Origin of the sequence: Chryseobacterium arachidis, from assembly GCF_900129245.1 — a bacterium.
Taxonomy (GTDB): domain Bacteria; phylum Bacteroidota; class Bacteroidia; order Flavobacteriales; family Weeksellaceae; genus Chryseobacterium; species Chryseobacterium arachidis.
The window spans coordinates 509,632-525,871 of sequence record NZ_FQUT01000001.1; the positions used below are offsets into that span (position 1 = coordinate 509,632).

At 33.9% G+C, this 16,240-nt stretch carries 18 protein-coding genes; 7 read left to right on the forward strand and 11 right to left on the reverse strand.

Annotated features, from left to right (window positions below; all coding sequences use genetic code 11):
• Positions 1 to 8 precede the first annotated feature (8 nt).
• The 10 genes from BUA89_RS22870 to BUA89_RS02245 form a co-directional block, all read right to left on the reverse strand.
• Complete coding sequence (locus BUA89_RS22870) at positions 9 to 1,076, reverse strand: adenylate/guanylate cyclase domain-containing protein (RefSeq protein ID WP_072952988.1); 1,068 nt, start codon at positions 1,074 to 1,076, stop codon at positions 9 to 11.
• A gap of 60 nt (positions 1,077 to 1,136) precedes the next feature.
• Positions 1,137 to 2,051: a helix-turn-helix domain-containing protein gene (locus BUA89_RS02210; RefSeq protein ID WP_072952989.1), complete on the reverse strand. Its 915-nt coding sequence runs from the start codon at positions 2,049 to 2,051 to the stop codon at positions 1,137 to 1,139.
• Between the two features lie 373 nt (positions 2,052 to 2,424).
• Positions 2,425 to 3,264, reverse strand: coding sequence for an SDR family NAD(P)-dependent oxidoreductase (locus tag BUA89_RS02215; protein ID WP_072952990.1), 840 nt, complete (start codon positions 3,262 to 3,264; stop codon positions 2,425 to 2,427).
• Between the two features lie 178 nt (positions 3,265 to 3,442).
• Complete coding sequence (locus BUA89_RS02220) at positions 3,443 to 4,180, reverse strand: SDR family oxidoreductase (RefSeq protein ID WP_072952991.1); 738 nt, start codon at positions 4,178 to 4,180, stop codon at positions 3,443 to 3,445.
• A 136-nt stretch (positions 4,181 to 4,316) separates the two neighbouring features.
• Positions 4,317 to 4,889, reverse strand: a complete 573-nt coding sequence (locus tag BUA89_RS02225) for a Crp/Fnr family transcriptional regulator (protein WP_072952992.1) — start codon at positions 4,887 to 4,889, stop codon at positions 4,317 to 4,319.
• Between the two features lie 93 nt (positions 4,890 to 4,982).
• Positions 4,983 to 5,129 (reverse strand): hypothetical protein, encoded by a 147-nt coding sequence (locus tag BUA89_RS23040; RefSeq protein ID WP_178362417.1) that lies wholly within the window; start codon positions 5,127 to 5,129, stop codon positions 4,983 to 4,985.
• Positions 5,110 to 5,700, reverse strand: coding sequence for a zeta toxin family protein (locus BUA89_RS02230; protein WP_072952993.1), 591 nt, complete (start codon positions 5,698 to 5,700; stop codon positions 5,110 to 5,112). Before BUA89_RS02230 ends, BUA89_RS23040 begins: the two co-directional genes overlap by 20 nt.
• A gap of 69 nt (positions 5,701 to 5,769) precedes the next feature.
• Positions 5,770 to 6,540 (reverse strand): DUF2314 domain-containing protein, encoded by a 771-nt coding sequence (locus tag BUA89_RS02235; RefSeq protein WP_317043372.1) that lies wholly within the window; start codon positions 6,538 to 6,540, stop codon positions 5,770 to 5,772.
• A 235-nt stretch (positions 6,541 to 6,775) separates the two neighbouring features.
• On the reverse strand, positions 6,776 to 7,270 hold the full coding sequence (locus BUA89_RS02240) for a hypothetical protein (RefSeq protein WP_072952995.1): 495 nt from the start codon (positions 7,268 to 7,270) through the stop codon (positions 6,776 to 6,778).
• Between the two features lie 5 nt (positions 7,271 to 7,275).
• Entirely contained in the window at positions 7,276 to 7,704 is a 429-nt protein-coding gene (locus BUA89_RS02245) for a DUF4268 domain-containing protein (protein ID WP_072952996.1), read from the reverse strand.
• Positions 7,705 to 7,822: 118 nt separating this feature from the next.
• On the opposite strand from BUA89_RS02245, the gene BUA89_RS02250 reads away from it, so the two are divergent.
• The 6 genes from BUA89_RS02250 (at position 7,823) to BUA89_RS02275 (ending at position 12,559) form a co-directional block, all read left to right on the forward strand.
• Positions 7,823 to 8,230, forward strand: a complete 408-nt coding sequence (locus tag BUA89_RS02250; protein WP_072952997.1) for an RrF2 family transcriptional regulator — start codon at positions 7,823 to 7,825, stop codon at positions 8,228 to 8,230.
• A gap of 88 nt (positions 8,231 to 8,318) precedes the next feature.
• Positions 8,319 to 9,011, forward strand: coding sequence for a phosphoadenylyl-sulfate reductase (locus BUA89_RS02255; protein ID WP_072952998.1), 693 nt, complete (start codon positions 8,319 to 8,321; stop codon positions 9,009 to 9,011).
• Positions 9,012 to 9,032: 21 nt separating this feature from the next.
• The gene (gene cysD / locus BUA89_RS02260) at positions 9,033 to 9,941 is read left to right on the forward strand and encodes a sulfate adenylyltransferase subunit CysD (protein ID WP_072952999.1); all 909 of its coding nucleotides are present in this window, start codon (positions 9,033 to 9,035) and stop codon (positions 9,939 to 9,941) included.
• Between the two features lie 77 nt (positions 9,942 to 10,018).
• Positions 10,019 to 11,260: a sulfate adenylyltransferase subunit 1 gene (locus tag BUA89_RS02265; RefSeq protein WP_072953000.1), complete on the forward strand. Its 1,242-nt coding sequence runs from the start codon at positions 10,019 to 10,021 to the stop codon at positions 11,258 to 11,260.
• A gap of 112 nt (positions 11,261 to 11,372) precedes the next feature.
• Positions 11,373 to 12,176 carry a sulfite exporter TauE/SafE family protein gene (locus BUA89_RS02270; RefSeq protein ID WP_228420510.1) on the forward strand — a complete coding sequence of 268 codons (804 nt, stop codon included), beginning with the start codon at positions 11,373 to 11,375 and terminating at the stop codon, positions 12,174 to 12,176.
• Between the two features lie 92 nt (positions 12,177 to 12,268).
• Complete coding sequence (locus BUA89_RS02275; RefSeq protein WP_072953002.1) at positions 12,269 to 12,559, forward strand: putative quinol monooxygenase; 291 nt, start codon at positions 12,269 to 12,271, stop codon at positions 12,557 to 12,559.
• A 405-nt stretch (positions 12,560 to 12,964) separates the two neighbouring features.
• Here BUA89_RS02275 and BUA89_RS02280 read toward each other — a convergent pair whose 3' ends face one another.
• Positions 12,965 to 13,756: a T9SS type A sorting domain-containing protein gene (locus BUA89_RS02280; RefSeq protein ID WP_072953003.1), complete on the reverse strand. Its 792-nt coding sequence runs from the start codon at positions 13,754 to 13,756 to the stop codon at positions 12,965 to 12,967.
• Between the two features lie 358 nt (positions 13,757 to 14,114).
• Between BUA89_RS02280 and BUA89_RS02285 the strand changes: the two genes are divergently transcribed.
• Positions 14,115 to 16,232: a TonB-dependent receptor plug domain-containing protein gene (locus tag BUA89_RS02285; RefSeq protein ID WP_072953004.1), complete on the forward strand. Its 2,118-nt coding sequence runs from the start codon at positions 14,115 to 14,117 to the stop codon at positions 16,230 to 16,232.
• Positions 16,233 to 16,240: the final 8 nt, after the last annotated feature.

A 16,240-nucleotide genomic window follows, 5' to 3' on the forward strand; every position in this document is an offset into this window, starting at 1 on the left:
TCTTTTTATTATACATTAGATTCGGGCTCTAGTTCTTCTGAAGAATTTATTAAATTCTTTAACCAATCGGGTTTTTCTGTAAGAAAAGATTCGTGTAGTTCTATTGTATATGCTAAAGCAATGCCTTCATTTTTAATATTAATTTCCGATTCTGTAACTTTAATGTAATTCTTACCAAGTCTATTGATTTCTTCTTTTGCCGGTTGATTCAATAAAGTTTGCCCAGCTTTTGCTCCACCCATTCTGCATGCATAAACAACAGGAATACCAACAACAGTCAATTCATTTCTTGTGTTTACAAGTGTAACATCACCGTAATCTATTCCAATTCCAAGACCAACATCTTTGATAAAAACGTTAAAACATTCTTTTGAATTTTCATAGTGTTCTTTAAATATTTTATGACATTCTTCAGCAGCCTTCAAAGCATGAACTATAGATTGTTCTCCACTATAAAATTTAGGAAAAAAAGCAAGAATGCCATCTCCAGTAAACTTATCAAAAATACCAAAATTCTTTAAAATAGCATCACTGAGTTTTTGACTAAGTTCAGTAATAAATTTAGAAAATAATTCTGGTCTTCTTGCTTTTAGCATTAGTTCAGTAGAACGTCGTATATCGATGGAAATGACAACTGCTTCGCAACTTTCTCCATCTTGAAACGAACTTCTAAAATCTTCTTGGGATAATAATAAGTCTCTTGCTTCTTCACAAATTCTAGGAATAATATGACTGATTTTTTCTTTTGACTTGAGTTTTTCTTCTAATGTTTTAAATTCAGTAATTTTTTCTTCTTTATCGGATTTAGCCTGCTTTAACTCATTATAAGCAATTTTTAATTGCTTTTTTAGACTACTAATTTCGCCTTCAAGCTCTATTCTTTTTATACCACTATTCTCACTTAACCAACTATTGGAATAAAACTCGTCTGATTTCCAATCTGTGCTAAATATTTCTCTATATTTAGAGTAATCTTTTTTAGTCGGATAGGAAGTGTTTATAAGAAAATCTAAATCTTTAGTTATTGGTTCAGAGGAAATTTTTTTTTCATTATCATCGTCTTGTTGTAAATTCATAATATTAGTTTTTTCAAATATATTTAAAAATAATTTAATAAAACCAAATGATTCTCTTTCTCAATTAAACAACTTCCTAAATTCCACCGGCGACTGATTCGTTTTCTGCTTAAACAATTTACTAAAAGACTGCGGATGCTCAAACCCCAGTTCATACGCAATTTCACTGACGGATAAATTCGTTGTACTTAGACGTTCTTTGGCATGAACAATCAGTTTATTCTGAATATGCTGCTGTGTATTTTGCTGGGTGTGAATTCGGAGCAGGCTTCCCAGATAATTGGGCGAAATATTCATTTGCTCAGCGATGGTTTTTACCGATGGAATACCGTTTTCGATAAGGTTTCCGCTTTCAAAATATTGGGAAAGGACTTCCTCAAACTTATTCAGCAGCTCATGGCTGGATTTTTTTCGGGTGAAAAACTGACGTTCATAAAAACGTTCGGAATAAATCAGCATCAGTTCCAATTGGGCAACAATCAGTTCCTGTGTGAATTTATCGATATTGTTCTGGTATTCTTTTTCAATATTTTTAAATAAATCAACAATAATTTTCTCTTCTCTATCGGAAAGGAAAAGCGCTTCATTGATCTGATAACTGAAAAATTCATACGATTTAATTTTTTTGATCAAAGAAGTTCCCCAAAGAAAATCCGGGTGAATGAGCAATAAATAGCCGGTTGGCTCTACCTGAACTTCAGGCTTCATTTCTATCCTTAAAAATTGTAGCGGAGAAACAAAGCATAGAACTCCGGAATCAAAGTCATATTCCTGCTGGCCATAGTTGAAGCGCGCATTTACATTACGTTTCAAGCCGATAGAATAATAGTTCTGAATCCATTTAAGTTCCGTATCATCCACAGGATAACGGACTTTGCTGTAATCAATCAGACTGATCAATGGATGATCGGGACCCGGAAGACTGCAGAAAGCATGAAAATCGGATATAGAATTAAAACGAAATGTTTCTTTCATAACGACTAAGTTATTTAATTAATTTGAATGCTGAAAAATTTTGAACCATTAAGATTTTAAGTTTGTTTAAACTAATTTTAAATTTAACCACAAAAGGAACAAAAGATATTCTTCCTGCTATTCTTTGATAATAAAAGTTCAAAAGGGTAATAATCAAAGATTTTTTTTAACTTATGTGCTCTTTTTCATTTAAGTATTAAACTTAAAATAACTATAGTGTTAAAATCTTCTGTGATTAAAAAAGTTTAAATAAGTTTTTTATATAAGAATAAAGTTTAATTAAGAAAATCAATAGGTTTACTGTAAGCTAAAAGCGCAGCTAATCTTAATACTCTTACTTTCTTAAATAGATCTTAATGGTTCAAAAGAATGATTAAATCGCAGTAGACTCTGTCAAACTTTTCCAAGTTTTTGCGTCACCGGTAATTGCCTCGATTTTATTATTCAGGAATTCATGGGTTTCAATTCCCAATAAGAAATGAACCGGAGGATTTTGTTCTTTGCTTAAAGCGATCAGTGCCTCTGCTGCTTTTTCAGGATCGTTGGGCTGGTTTCCGTTGATCTCGTTCAGATGGGCACTTTCCGAATTTCTTGCGGTTTCATACGCTTCGATTGATTGGGCAGGCGTTTTTACAGAATCTTTGTTTAAGAAATCCGTACGGAAATATCCGGGATAAACTACCGTCGCATGAATCCCAAAAGCTTTGGCTTCTTCCGCCAGCGCTTCCGTAAATCCGGCTACTGCAAATTTTGTAGAACAGTAAACGCCCCATCCAGGGAAATTCCCTGAATAACCGCCAATAGACGAAATATTGAAGATGTTCCCGGATTTTTGTTCACGAAGATAAGGCATTGCATTTCTGATTACGTTTAAGCTTCCGAAAACATTCACGTCAAAATTGGCTCTAGCTTCCTCATCGCTAAGTTCTTCCAGAGTTCCCAATTGTCCGTATCCGGCATTGTTTACAATTACATCAACTTTTCCGAAGTGTTCTGTTGTCTTTTCAATGGCTGATTTTACATCATTGTTGTCGGTTATGTTCATGCTTAGAGGCAAAAAGTTTTCTGACGTTTCTCCGATGGAAGAAATTAAAGAATCAACAGTGCGGCTTGTTGCGGCAACCTGAAATCCTTCAGCTAATAATTTCTTTACCAGTTCCAATCCTAATCCTTTTGAAGCTCCTGTTACGAACCATACTTTTTTTGTTTCCATTTTTAAATATTTTATTGTTGTTAAATGATGGTACAAAGATGGAAAGATGGCTGATCTTAAAAGTAGCCCAATCAACGAATGATGTAACCGAATCGTGAATGAGATTTTTAGTGAGAAATTTAATTTAAATAAAAAAAGAGAAACCCGAAAGTCTCTCTTTACTCTTTTAGTTTAAATTTTACCAGGGGCTAATCCCGGTTTCATCCTCAATATCATTGCTGAAATACTGTCCCGTCGGTCCATTTTCATCAGTTAAAGTATGTTTGATGATAAAAGATGCTGCACTTTCTACAGAACCCGGTCCGCTATGTGCATTGAAATCTGTGGCAGTATAACCGGGATCAATTACATTTATTTTGAATGGTAATTCTCTCAACTCGTAAGCTAAAGCGATTGTATAGGCATTCAGAGCTGATTTTGATGGGCCGTACGCTGCATTTTTCACATGATAATATTTCCATGTCGGATCGCTGTGCAAGGTTAATGAACCTAAACCTGAGGTAATATTGCTGATTCTTGGGCCGTCTGATTTTTTAAGCAACTCTAAAAAAGCCTGAGTAACGTTGATTACTCCGAAGAAATTGGTTTCAAAAACTTCTTTAATATTATTTACAGAGGTTTCCGTTGTCGTTTGAGGAATGACCCCTAAAATTCCGGCATTGTTAATTAGAATATCTAATTTCCCTTTCTCTTTCTCAACCATATTTTTTGCTTTTGAAATAGATTCAGGATTGGTAACATCGATTTCGATGGCTTTGATATTCTGATATCCTTGTTCGCTAAGTTCTTGTACTACTTTTTCACCGTTTTCAAGATTGCGGCTTCCTAAATAAACGAATGAACCTTGTTTTGAAAGTTGTTTGGCGGTTTCCAGACCAATACTTCTGTTCGCTCCTGTGATGAATGCTGTTTTCATTTTCTTGTTTTAAATTGATGATGTAAAATTCCGTCAATAAAATAAGGTGGCATTTGTCATTTGGCAAAAAGATGCTTTTTCGTTGATCGCTGGTGGTTGATGGTTGATTGATTTTTGAATGAAGTTGCTGATATTTTTATAAAGTAATATTTTTCCGGATTCTGCTTAAAGAAGACTGTGTCACACCTAAATAAGAAGCAACGTAAGAAAGCGGAATTCTGTTAACTGCAGTAGGATAGATTTCCAGAAATTTCAGATAGCGCGTCGTTGCATCTTCCGAAACCAGGGGGCTTCTTCTTTCTACTTTTTGCATCAAAGCTCTTGAAATAATTTTATGAACGATGGCATCAAAGCCAACAATGGTCTGTAACAATTCCAGCCAGTCTTTTCTTTGAAAAACAATCATTTTGCAGTCGGTAACCGCCTGAACGTAAGCACTCGAACAAATTTGATTATCAAAACTTTCGAGATCTACCACCAGATTATTTTCCTCAATGAAATATTTTGTAATTTCTTCGCTTTTGTTGTTGTAATAGCACACACGAAGAATTCCGTCAGTAATAAATCCTACCTGTTTGGCGATTTTCCCCGCCTCAGAAAAATATTCTTCTTTAGGAATATCCAATTCTATGGCTTTGCTTGAAATGAAATCCATCTGTTGCTGATTTAGGTTGCCAAATCTCAGTATAAAATCAAATAATTCTTTCATGTACGCAATTTAAGTAAAGAAAAGATTCCTGCATTTGCCATTTGACAAAAAATTAAAGAGAAACCGGAAAGTTTCTCTTTAATATTTATTATTTTATGGTTTTATCTTAACAATTTTATTTTCGCGAATTACTACTAACTCGCTATTGTTCTTTCTTTTGAAATCAAGCATTTTTTCATAGGCTTTTTCAAGACCTTCCAAAATTTTAGCTTTTCTTTCATTATTCGCTTCTTTTGTCATAGTATTTTTTTAATTCTTTAAATTTTTCAGCAGAATAAATAACGATGTTTTCATCAATATTTTTTTCTGCAATTAGAATATGTTTTCCTTCCGAATTGTCGAAGATCAAAACCTGATCAGCGATTGTAAGATAAATGTCAAAAAGATTTTTGATTCCATTAAAATATCTTCTTTCAATTACATCGGTCGGAATACTGTGTCCCCCTTCTTTTACTCTTATATTTACTCGTTCCTTTGCAAGCTCGGGAGTTTGTAGCCAAAAGTATAGAAGAGTAACATTGTAACCCGCTTTTCTCGCTTTTATAATTTTTTGTTTGTAAGATTTTGTAGCTAAAGTTGTTTCAAATGCAAAGTTTTCGTCAATTTTAAAAAGCTCTTCAATTCTTTCTAACATAATTCTACCGGCTTCAAAGGAGACTTTTTCTGGCTGGAAAGGTGATAATCCTTTAGCAATTTCATCTGCATTCACAAATTCTTTACAATCTAAAATTTCTGGTAATATTGTAAAAGATGCCGTTGTTTTGCCTGCACCGTTACAACCTGAAATTACATAAAGATTTTTTTCTTTCATTAATGCAAATGTAAGGCATATTCTTTTAAAATTGTATAAAAAGAGAAGCCCAAAAGTTTCTCTGTATGATTAATTTTCCAAAACAGGGATCAAATGTTCCCAATTAAGCTGCTTGGCATAATCTAAAGCTGTTTTTCCGTTGTTGGTTTTTAAATTTTTATCGGCACCGGATTCTAAAAGAACTTCTACCGAACTTCGGTTACCTGCAATAGTTTCCCTGTGAAGAAGGGTAAATCCGTTTTCATCGGTATTGGTTAATTCAGAGGGGTAATCATTGAGAAATTTTATCAGACTGTCCTTCATATTCTTGCTCATCGGATGTTCGATAAGGTTTTCCGGATTTTCTTTTTGTTCGTTTACGACTTCAATTTCATTATAATCTCCAAAATCCAGCTGCCACGCATCATCATGTTCTTTTCTTTCGGATTCCGACATATCTGCGCGCATTTTTTGAATGGTAAATCCGCCATACGCTTTCGGAATCGGTTCTGAAGATGGAGAAAATAATTTCGAAAGTCCTTTAGCTTTTTTCTGGGTTGGCATCATAGCAAAAAGCCAGTCGCTGATTTTGTTCAAAGGCATTTCAAAATAATCTCCAGGTTGTATTGAGGTCAGGCTGTTAGGTTCATTAATCAGAAATCCGCTTACATTATCGCCATCAAAATGGATATCATTCATCCACATGTGTTCTACAATTTCTTTACCGTCTTCAGTTGTCTCGGAAAAAGAAGCTTTTACACAGGCAAGATTCAGTCCCGGAACGATTCTTCTTTGCTCCCAGGACAATTCTCTCCAAAAATATTTAAAGGTTTCCTGCGCTTTTTTGTAGGCTGCAATCATTTTTGGGGTCGGCTCCATCTGAGAAAATAAACGAGTTGTTTTCCATTGTATCTAAATATTTTATGATTTAATTTTAGTAAATATCAACGAGAATTCTGCTGAAAAGCATGATGAATAAATACCTGATGATATTTTTTGGTTTGACTAAAATACGGAAAATATTTAAACGGAAGTTTGAATTTTGTGTGAAATTTATAGTTCTTATATTACGGATTTTGCGTAAATAGGTATTTTATTATGATTTGATTAGGGTAAAGTTGGATCCGTATATTTGGGCTATAAATTTAGCGATTTCATCTTCTTTTTCGTTTTCTTTAAGGAAATAAATTAAGTCAGAATTTTTTTCAACTTTAGTTTTTTCCAATGGTTCAGTTTGAATAAATCTTTTCCAGTGTAAAAGAATATTTTTTAAATCATCTAATGGAATTTCTTCTATTAAAATTCCAGTTGTCTCTTGAAATAAAGCTGTGGTATCTGTATAAATTACATCAAGAAAATCCAAATAAATTTCTAAACAATATTCCCTATCGTAAAAACCTTCCGATAAAATAAAATCTATGTCTTTAACAATTTCATCAATATCATTTATTATTTTGAATTTCGTTAGAAAATATCCTAAAAAATCATTTTCAACATAATGAATAGCATCTTTTACTAAATAAGCTTGTTCATTCGGATAACTGTAAGGTCGATTGACAAAAATTAATTTATATTTTTCTAAAACATTCATATACTTTAAACATCCTTTATAAAATCCTCATACTCATAATAAAACCTCTCAAAACCATCCATCTTCTCTACAAAAAACTCAAAAGCTTCCTGCCAGGTATTTTTATTGAAAATAGAAACTCCGTGTTTTTCAACCCAGATTCTGCTAATGACTTTCCCGTTTTCCAGCGTATAAAATTCTTCTTTAGTAAAATCTCCGATAAAATCTTTCAGAATATCCTCCAATGACCATATTTTATTATAATAGGCATCTCTGAAAACTTCGTCTTTCATTTCGATATCCAGAGAAACTTCCGCTTTTTTCTTATCCGCATAAAATTTGAACGACATATCTTTAATTTTTGTGTCATACAAAATCCATTTTCGTGGGAAAGACTTTCCGAAAGCCGTCCAAAATTCCTTTTTTAACTGTTGTGCTTCTTGTTTACTGAACATGGAACAAATATAGTGATTTGGCTGGAAGTCGGAAGTTGGAAAGGGTAGTAATAACATTGTAAAATAACTTCCAGCTACACTTTTCCGCATTTCAAACAATTTTCTTATTTTTGTAGTAATGCTGTCTAAAAAATCTCAATATGCTTTTAAGGCGCTGTCATACCTTGTAGAAAAGAGGAATGATGGTCCTGTTCTTATTTCCGAAATTGCGGAACGAAAGAGAATTCCTTTAAAGTTTTTAGAAAATATTTTGCTTGAACTCAAAAAAGCAGATATCCTTGATAGTAAAAAGGGAAAAGGAGGAGGATATTTTTTCAAGGAAAATCCTGAAAACGTGAAATTGGCGAAAATCATCCGTCTGGTGAATGGCCCGATTGCACTTCTTCCTTGTGTAAGCTTAAATTTTTATGAAAAATGTGATGACTGCAGCGAAGATCATTGTGGTTTACATGATGTATTGATCGAGGTTCGTGATGCTTCTTTGAATATTTTGGAAAAAAGAACTTTAATGGATTTGGTGGATTAGCCAAATCCTTTTTTTTGAATAATTAGTCTACTTTTTTGGTAGGATAATTATTTTATCTGATATTTGCATGACTTCAAATGGATAAATTATGATTTCAAAGGAAGATGCAGATACACTGAAACAACTTTCAGCAGAGGAGGGATTGAAATTGATCTCAACAAAATTCTCGGAGGGAGTTGTTTTCTCAACATCGCTTGGTCAGGAAGATCAGGTGATTACCGATATAATTTTTAAAAACCAGCTTCCGATAAAGGTTTTTACGCTCGATACGGGAAGACTTTTCTACGAACATTACGAATTACTTTCACAAAACAATTCAAGGTACAAAAGAAAAACGGAAGTCTATTTTCCCGAAAGTGCTGATGTCGAAAAATATGTAAATGAAAAGGGAATCAACGCTTTTTATCATTCCATTGAAAACAGAAAAGAATGTTGCTTTATCCGAAAAGTTAAACCTTTAAACAGAGCTTTGGAAAATGCGAAAGTCTGGATCACAGGTTTACGTTCTGAGCAGTCGGAAAACCGTGAAAATATGCCGATCATCGAATGGGATGAAGATCGTAAGTTATACAAATACAATCCTTTAATCCACTGGAGTTATCAAAATGTTTTGGATTATTTAGAACAAAATAAAGTTCAGGAATTGTCTTTACACAAAAAGGGCTTTATCAGTGTCGGCTGTCAGCCTTGCACAAGAGCGATTGTGGAAGGCGAAAATCCCCGTGCCGGACGTTGGTGGTGGGAAAGTTCACAAAAAGAATGTGGTTTACATACGCATTAATTTAAAAAAATTAAACTAAAAATGAGTACACATAAACTAGACTATCTGGAACAGCTGGAAGCCGAAAGTATCTATATTATGAGAGAAATTGCGGCTCAGTTTGAAAAACCTGCGTTGCTTTTCAGTGGTGGTAAAGATTCTATTACATTGGTTCATCTGGCGAAAAAGGCTTTTGCTCCGATGAAAATTCCGTTTCCGTTGGTTCATATTGATACAGGACATAATTTTCCGGAAGCATTACAGTTTAGAGATTATTTGGCAGAAAGCATTGATGCTGAACTGATTGTAAGAAAAGTTGAAGATACGATTAAAGCTAAAAATTTAACCGAGCCGAAAGGAAAATTTGCATCAAGAAACTGGCTGCAGACACATACTTTGCTTGACACTATTGAGGAGTTTGAATTTGATGCCTGCATTGGTGGTGCGAGAAGAGACGAGGAAAAAGCAAGAGCCAAAGAACGCTTTTTCTCTGTCCGTGACGAGTTTGGTCAATGGGATCCGAAGTTGCAACGTCCCGAATTGTGGAATATTTACAACGGAAGAATCAACAAAGGAGAAAATGTAAGGGTTTTCCCGATTTCAAACTGGACGGAATTGGATGTCTGGAATTATATTAAAAAAGAAAATATTCAGCTCCCACCGATTTATTTTGCCCATAACAGAGATGTGATCGAGTTTGACGGACAATTAATAGCGGTTTCAGATTTTATTCAAATTGATGAAAATGATACGATTGTAAACAAAAAAGTTCGTTACAGAACCGTCGGAGACATGACTTGTACCGCAGCCGTTGAAAGTTCTGCCGAAACTTTGGATGAGGTGGTGAGCGAAATTATAGCTTCCAGAATTTCCGAGCGCGGCGAAACCCGAATCGACGATAAAGTAACGGAAGCGGCGATGGAAGACCGAAAAAAAGGAGGATATTTTTAGGATAGAGGATGGAAGAAGGAGGCGGGAAGTTTTTAAAACTCATCATTCATCACTCATAACTTATAACTAAATTACACGTGGACATATTAAGATTTATAACAGCAGGAAGCGTTGACGACGGGAAAAGTACCCTGATCGGAAGGCTTTTATATGACAGCAAAAATATATTGATCGACCAGCTTGAAGCGTTGGAAAAACAATCAAAAAATAAAAATGAAAACGGAGTAGACCTTGCGATTTTAACGGACGGTTTGAGAGCTGAAAGAGAGCAGGGAATCACAATTGACGTAGCATACCGATATTTTTCGACACCAAAAAGAAAGTTCATTATTGCGGATGCACCGGGACATATTCAATATACTCGAAATATGATTACGGGAGCTTCTAATTCCCAACTGATTGTCATTCTGATTGACGCAAGACAAGGCGTAATCGAACAAACGCGAAGACATTCGATTATTGCTTCTTTATTGAAGATGAAAAATGTAGTTGTGGCGATCAATAAGATGGATCTGGTGGATTATTCCGAAGAAGTTTTTAATGATATTAAAGCTCAATATCAGCTGGTCGCGAAGAAATTAGGCTTGGAAAATATTCATTATTTCCCGATTTCAGCTTTTCATGGCGATAATATTGTTGAGCGATCTGAGAATATGCTTTGGTATGAAGGTTCGACATTGCTGGATTTTCTGGAAAATGTTGAAGTTAATCAGAATAAGGAATTTGAAAATCCGAGATTTCAGGTGCAGTATGTAATTCGTCCACAAACCGATGAACTGCATGATTACAGAGGTTATGCCGGAGAAGTGATTTCGGGAGTTTACAAAAAAGGCGACGAAATTACCGTGCTACCTCAAAATATTCAGACTAAAATTTCTAAAGTTGAAACAGGGGGAAAAGAAGTGGATTCTGTTTTTACAAACCAGCCTGCAGTGTTGCATATTGAAGATGATATTGATATCAGCCGCGGTGATTTTTTAGTTAAATCTGAAAATCTTCCGAAGGTTGAAAATGAAATTGAAGCCGTGGTCTGTTGGCTCGACAAGAAAGAATTAAACGAAGGAAACAAATATTTTATTCAGCATAAAAGCAAGGTTTTAAAAACGATTATCAAAAAAATTGAATATAAAATAGATGTCAATACTTTAGAAAAAACTCCGGTTTCTGAAAGTGTAAAACTAAATGAAGTGGTAAAAGTTCGTTTGAAAACGGCTTCCCCACTGGTTTTTGACAGCTTCGAGGAAAGTAATGCAACGGGAAATGCTGTTTTGATCGACGAGACGAGTAATTCAACAGTGGGAGCTGTAATGATTTTGTGATTTTCCAATTGATCTTTAAAACAAAACAGAAATGGTGATTTCAAGAAAAATTCAAATCAGGCTTCATGTGTTTTTTGTGACGATCGCTATATTGTCAATCACAATTTTTTCCATGTACGAATTAGGCTATCTGGACGAACTTTTTACCATTTTAGCGCAGGATAATTATATATTTTACTGGATGATGCTGGTCGGAGTTTTGGCTGAAATTGTAGCCGGATCAATGGGAATGGGCTACGGTGTCATTTGTACGACGACTCTTTTATTTTTGGGAATTCCTCCGCATGCGGTGAGCGCAAGTATTCATTCTGCAGAAAGTTTTACAACAGCTGCGGGAAGTGTCAGTCATATCAAGCTGAAAAACGTAAGCAAAAGTTTAGTCAAAAGACTGGCGATTCCTGCTGTTATCGGAGCGATTATCGGGGCTGTTTCTCTCACGTATCTTGGTGAATATTATTCTAAAATCACAAAAACGATTATTTCTTTTTACACTTTATATCTTGGAATCCAGATTTTATCAAATGCTTTTAAACACAAGCAGGATAAAAAATTAAAAAGGAAAACCAATTTAACAAGATTAGGACTTATCGGAGGTTTTATCGATTCTTTTGCAGGCGGCGGTTGGGGACCGTTGGTGACAGGAACTTTAATCAAGAATTCTTTCACCCCGAGATTTGCAGTCGGAAGTTCTACGGTCGCAAAATTTATTTTAACCTTAACAGCGGCCATTACTTTCATTTTTACATTGGGAATACAACATTGGAGCATTATTCTCGGACTATTGATCGGTGGAATTTTTACAGCTCCTTTTTCTGCAATGCTCACGGCAAAACTTCCTGTAAAAAGTATGTTTGTAGTGATCGGAATACTGGTTATTATCATGAGTTCAATTACGATTTATAAATCAGTTTTTTAGTTATAAATTGTGTTAAATGTGGAAAAATAAAAGTATCAACTATCTTTTTGGTTTCGAAAATATTCTACATTTACACCACTAAAAAAATAACAATGAATATACACGTAGTGGCGCTGTTCAAGTTTAATGAAAATTACTTGATGGAAGCAGTTGAACTTTTCCAGATCCTGGTAAGAGAAACCAGAAAAGAAGAGGGATGTCTGCAGTATGACCTTATCGAAGACAAAGATAACAAAGGCACTTTTTTCATGGTAGAATTGTGGGAAAGTGAGGAACATCTAAACCGTCACAACGGACAGGATCACCTTTTGGATTTCCGTAGAGATGTTTCGAAAATGCTGGAAAGCTCGACTTTAGTTTATAAAGGATATAAAACGTTGTAGTTTTAGGCTAAATGCTTGAAGTGGTAAGCGGGAAATTCTCTTGCGAGTATTTGTAAACTTCCAGTATCCATCTTCCAAACGACTGCATAAAAACTAAAAGGCTGTTCAACTTATGAGCAGCCTTTTATTAGAAAAAATAGAAAGTATTAAAATTTTAGATTTTGACTATTATGAAAGGAATAAATTAATAAATGTATATTATTCTATCTCATAATTTCATGAACAAAAATACATAATTATTTTTAATTATTCTAAATAAAAAATAAATTATTTTGTTTTTTGCTCTTCAGATATAAAAAAAGAATTTAATGTTCAACTAAATATATCTGCATTCTTTATACAAAAAAAGCTGATCTATGAAAATCATACATCAGCCTTTAAAACGTAAGTTTTGTCTAATAAATCTTACTTTTTAATGAATTTTGATTTCACAACTGAACCTTCGGCAGTTTCAATAATAATATAGTAAACGCCTGTCTGCAGTGCGCTGATATCGAATGATTTGTCTGATAATTTACCTCCGGCAACTTTCTGAGCTCCCGCGGAATAAATTTCAATATTTTTCGGATCTTTTTTAGCTACGAATTGTAATGCTGTGTTTTCTGCATTTACAGCAAACTGAACGTCTTCTTTAGATTTTGCATTATCTGAAACGGCTAATGTTGAACTTGTGTTATACATTACGTCATCAATTAATACAGCAGCATGTTGCACATTTCCTATAAATTTAAAAGCAATATACTGTTTAGAAGAAGCAGGAACAGTAACCGTTACTGTTTGTTTTGTAGTCGATGTAGCAGTATATACGGAACTGATTGGGGTGAAATCTGCAGTTCCGGTTGTTGAACTTTCAGAAATTAATCCTGCCTGTATAGTCCCAACTCCTGCTGATCCTGAGGTCTGCGCAAATGTAAATGTCAAAGATTTTGATCCATCCGGAGCAACGATTTGAGGAGATACTAAGTAAGCTTCAACTCCTGTATAAAAAAAACCGTAAAATTGGGCGTATTTATCCGTAGTCCCATCAGCATAAACTCTTGGTGTGGTTGCTGTTGCAACTTTTGACCATCCATTCTGTGGCCAAATTGCACCTGTACCAGTTGTAAATGATTCAAAACTTTCATTAATCGTTGCTACTTGTGCATTAGCCGTTATAGCCGTAAGCATTAAAGTCCCTAAAAGTAGTTTTAATTTCATAACGTTATGTTTATTTAGAATTATTCCACAAAAGTAAATATTTATTTTTAAACATTCTAAATAAAAATATGATTTTTGTCCTGTTTTATATCAAGAGTTCGTAATAAGCAGGTCGAATTTTACTGAAAAATTCTATAAAAAGTTTTGCAATTAAGAAATGGTCTTTGATTGTTTTATGTTTTAATTTATTGATAATCAATTAATTGTTTTGTTTATAAAAAATGAATTTAATATTGATGAATTGATTTATAAAAGTAGATTCGATTTTTCTAACATTAATAAAAATGATAGAACTTAGAGTTATTTATTTTTAACTATTCTAAATAAAGCGTTATATTTGTCGAAAATTTATGAGTTTATGAAGAAGAAAGTACTTTCTATTGTGTCTCTATCTGCCGTTTTATGGATAAATGCACAGGAAAAAGATTCTCTTAATCAGAAAAAGATAGAAGAAGTTGTTATTACGGGACAATATATGCAGCAGTCCATTAATAAATCTATCTACAAAGTAGAGGTTATTAATGCTGAACAAATTAAGAATATGGCGGCTACCAATGTGGCGGAGGTTCTTAATCAGAGTTTAAATATTCTTATTACATCAGACCGTAATTCGGGAAATTCAACTGCAAATCTTATGGGACTTGGTGGAGAATATACAAAAATCCTAATCGATAATATACCGGTTGTGGGAGATATTGGTTTAGGAAATAATATTGATCTTACAAAATTAAATATAAACAATGTCGAAAGAATAGAAGTCGTAAGAGGTTCTATGGGAGTAGATTACGGAAGTAATGCTGTTGCCGGAGTTATCAATATTATTACCAAGAAAAACAGTCTTAAAAAACTAACTTTAAATGCATTTCTTCAAGAAGAAACTGTAGGTAAAGAATACGACTTATATAAAAAAGGGGAAGGAAGACATATTCAGAACTTAAATGTTGGATATAACATCAATGAAAACTGGTATGTAGGGGCTAACATCAATCATAATGATTTTCAAGGTTTCAAAGGAGGCCAGGAAGGTTATAAATATTTTGAGCAAGACGAAAAAAGAGGATATGCGTGGCAACCAAAAGATGTTTTAAATGTTGATGGTGTTGTACGTTATTCTAAGAATAAAACATCAATTTTCTACAAATTCGGGTTTTTAAATGAAAAACTAAATTATTATAATCCAATTGTTAAGGAACTTTATTTAGGTGAAGGTAACAGGACATTTATTTCTACCGATAGAGATTACAAAACGACAAGATATATTAATCAATTAAATGTTCAGACAAAACTCGGGGCGATAAATTATACAGGAGATTTTTCCTACCAGACTCAGGATAGAAAATACAGGGATTTTGTCTATGATATTCCAAACAGACAGGTAAGAGGTAATCTAAATGAATACCAATCTTATAACAAATCTGATGTCTTGTATTCCAGAGGAGTTTTCAGTAACTTCCTGGATAATGATAAGGTAGATTTCCAACTTGGGTATGAATTAGATCATACAACAGGATTTGCTGGGAATATAGCAGGTAATTTTGCAGGCACAGACGATGTGAAAAGAAAAATTTTCAACTATGCTAATTTTATGTCCATTGAATGGGATGCTGCTAATTGGCTTTCAATCCGTCCGGGGTATCGTTTAGCTTTAAGTGATAAGTTTGATACCCAGCATAATTATTCATTAACAGCGAGAGCAAAAGTAACGGATAATGATAATGTCCGTCTTGTTGTAGGAAGCGCCAATAGATTTCCAAATTTTAATGAGTTGTACACCTATCAGGTAGACAGTAATCATGATATCCAGGGAAATCCTGATTTGAATCCGGAAACAGGAATGACGGTATCTCTAAATGCTGATAAAAAAATAATAACAAATTCAGGATGGAATTTTGGGGTAGGAGCAAGCGCAACGTATCTTAAAGTAAAAGACAGAATTGAAATGGCGCAGGTTAATACAAATCCTCTGAAATTTAAATATATTAACATTGATCGTTTTGAAAGTTATTTATTTGAAGCCAATTTCAGAGCTCAGAAGGGGACATTCAGTTTATCTGCCAATGCTGCGTATTATGGAATTTCAAGAGTTTTAAATCAGGAAGGGCTGTTGTCACCTGATGATTTCTACTACACATTTGAAGCGAATGTTGCCGCTAACTATATTGTTCCAAAAATAAATACTACACTATCTTTATTTTATAAATATACAGGGAAAACCCAAATACCTACATTGGTATCCGATCTTACATCTTCTAAGTATATAATTGGTGAACGTAACGATTTTAGCATGATGAATTTTACTGTGACTCAGCCATTCTTTAAAAATCATTTTGAAGTAAGTGCCGGTGTTAAAAATATTTTTGATGTATCATCGGTTAGAGATACCACTATTTCAGGGAATGTTCATGAGTCTGCGGATACTAATTTAAATCTTTTCTACGGCCGAAGCTATTTTGTAAGATTAGGCTATAACTTCTAAAATTTTAA